This is a genomic window from Pseudoalteromonas sp. G5_S1_54_S4 (assembly GCF_054968565.1).
This window is the reverse complement of the sequence record NZ_JBQKUL010000164.1, coordinates 1-216: the sequence shown is the minus strand read 5'-3', so window position 1 is coordinate 216 and position 216 is coordinate 1. Positions and strand designations below refer to the sequence as shown.

Here is a 216-nt window from a genome sequence, read left to right as displayed (position 1 = left end):
GTAACGCTAATCGCGCCAATCGCGATGGACGAAGGTCTTCGTTTCGCTATCCGTGAAGGTGGCCGTACTGTAGGTGCTGGTGTTGTAGCAACTATCGTAGAGTAATAATTAACGTTTAAGTTAATTGTTAGAAAAAGGTCACTTAGGTGGCCTTTTTTAATGCCTGCAATAAAATAAAGGTTTCAGGTGCAAGGTTTAAGGTTTTAGGTAAAGCAG

The 216-nt window shown here is 41.7% G+C and carries 1 protein-coding gene; it reads left to right on the top strand.

Going from position 1 to position 216, the window contains the following annotated elements:
- Positions 1–105, top strand: a 105-nt coding sequence (locus tag ACTRWE_RS19380; protein ID WP_462880553.1) for an EF-Tu C-terminal domain-related protein, incomplete at its 5' end; no start/stop codon positions are given.
- Positions 106–216 lie beyond the last annotated feature (111 nt).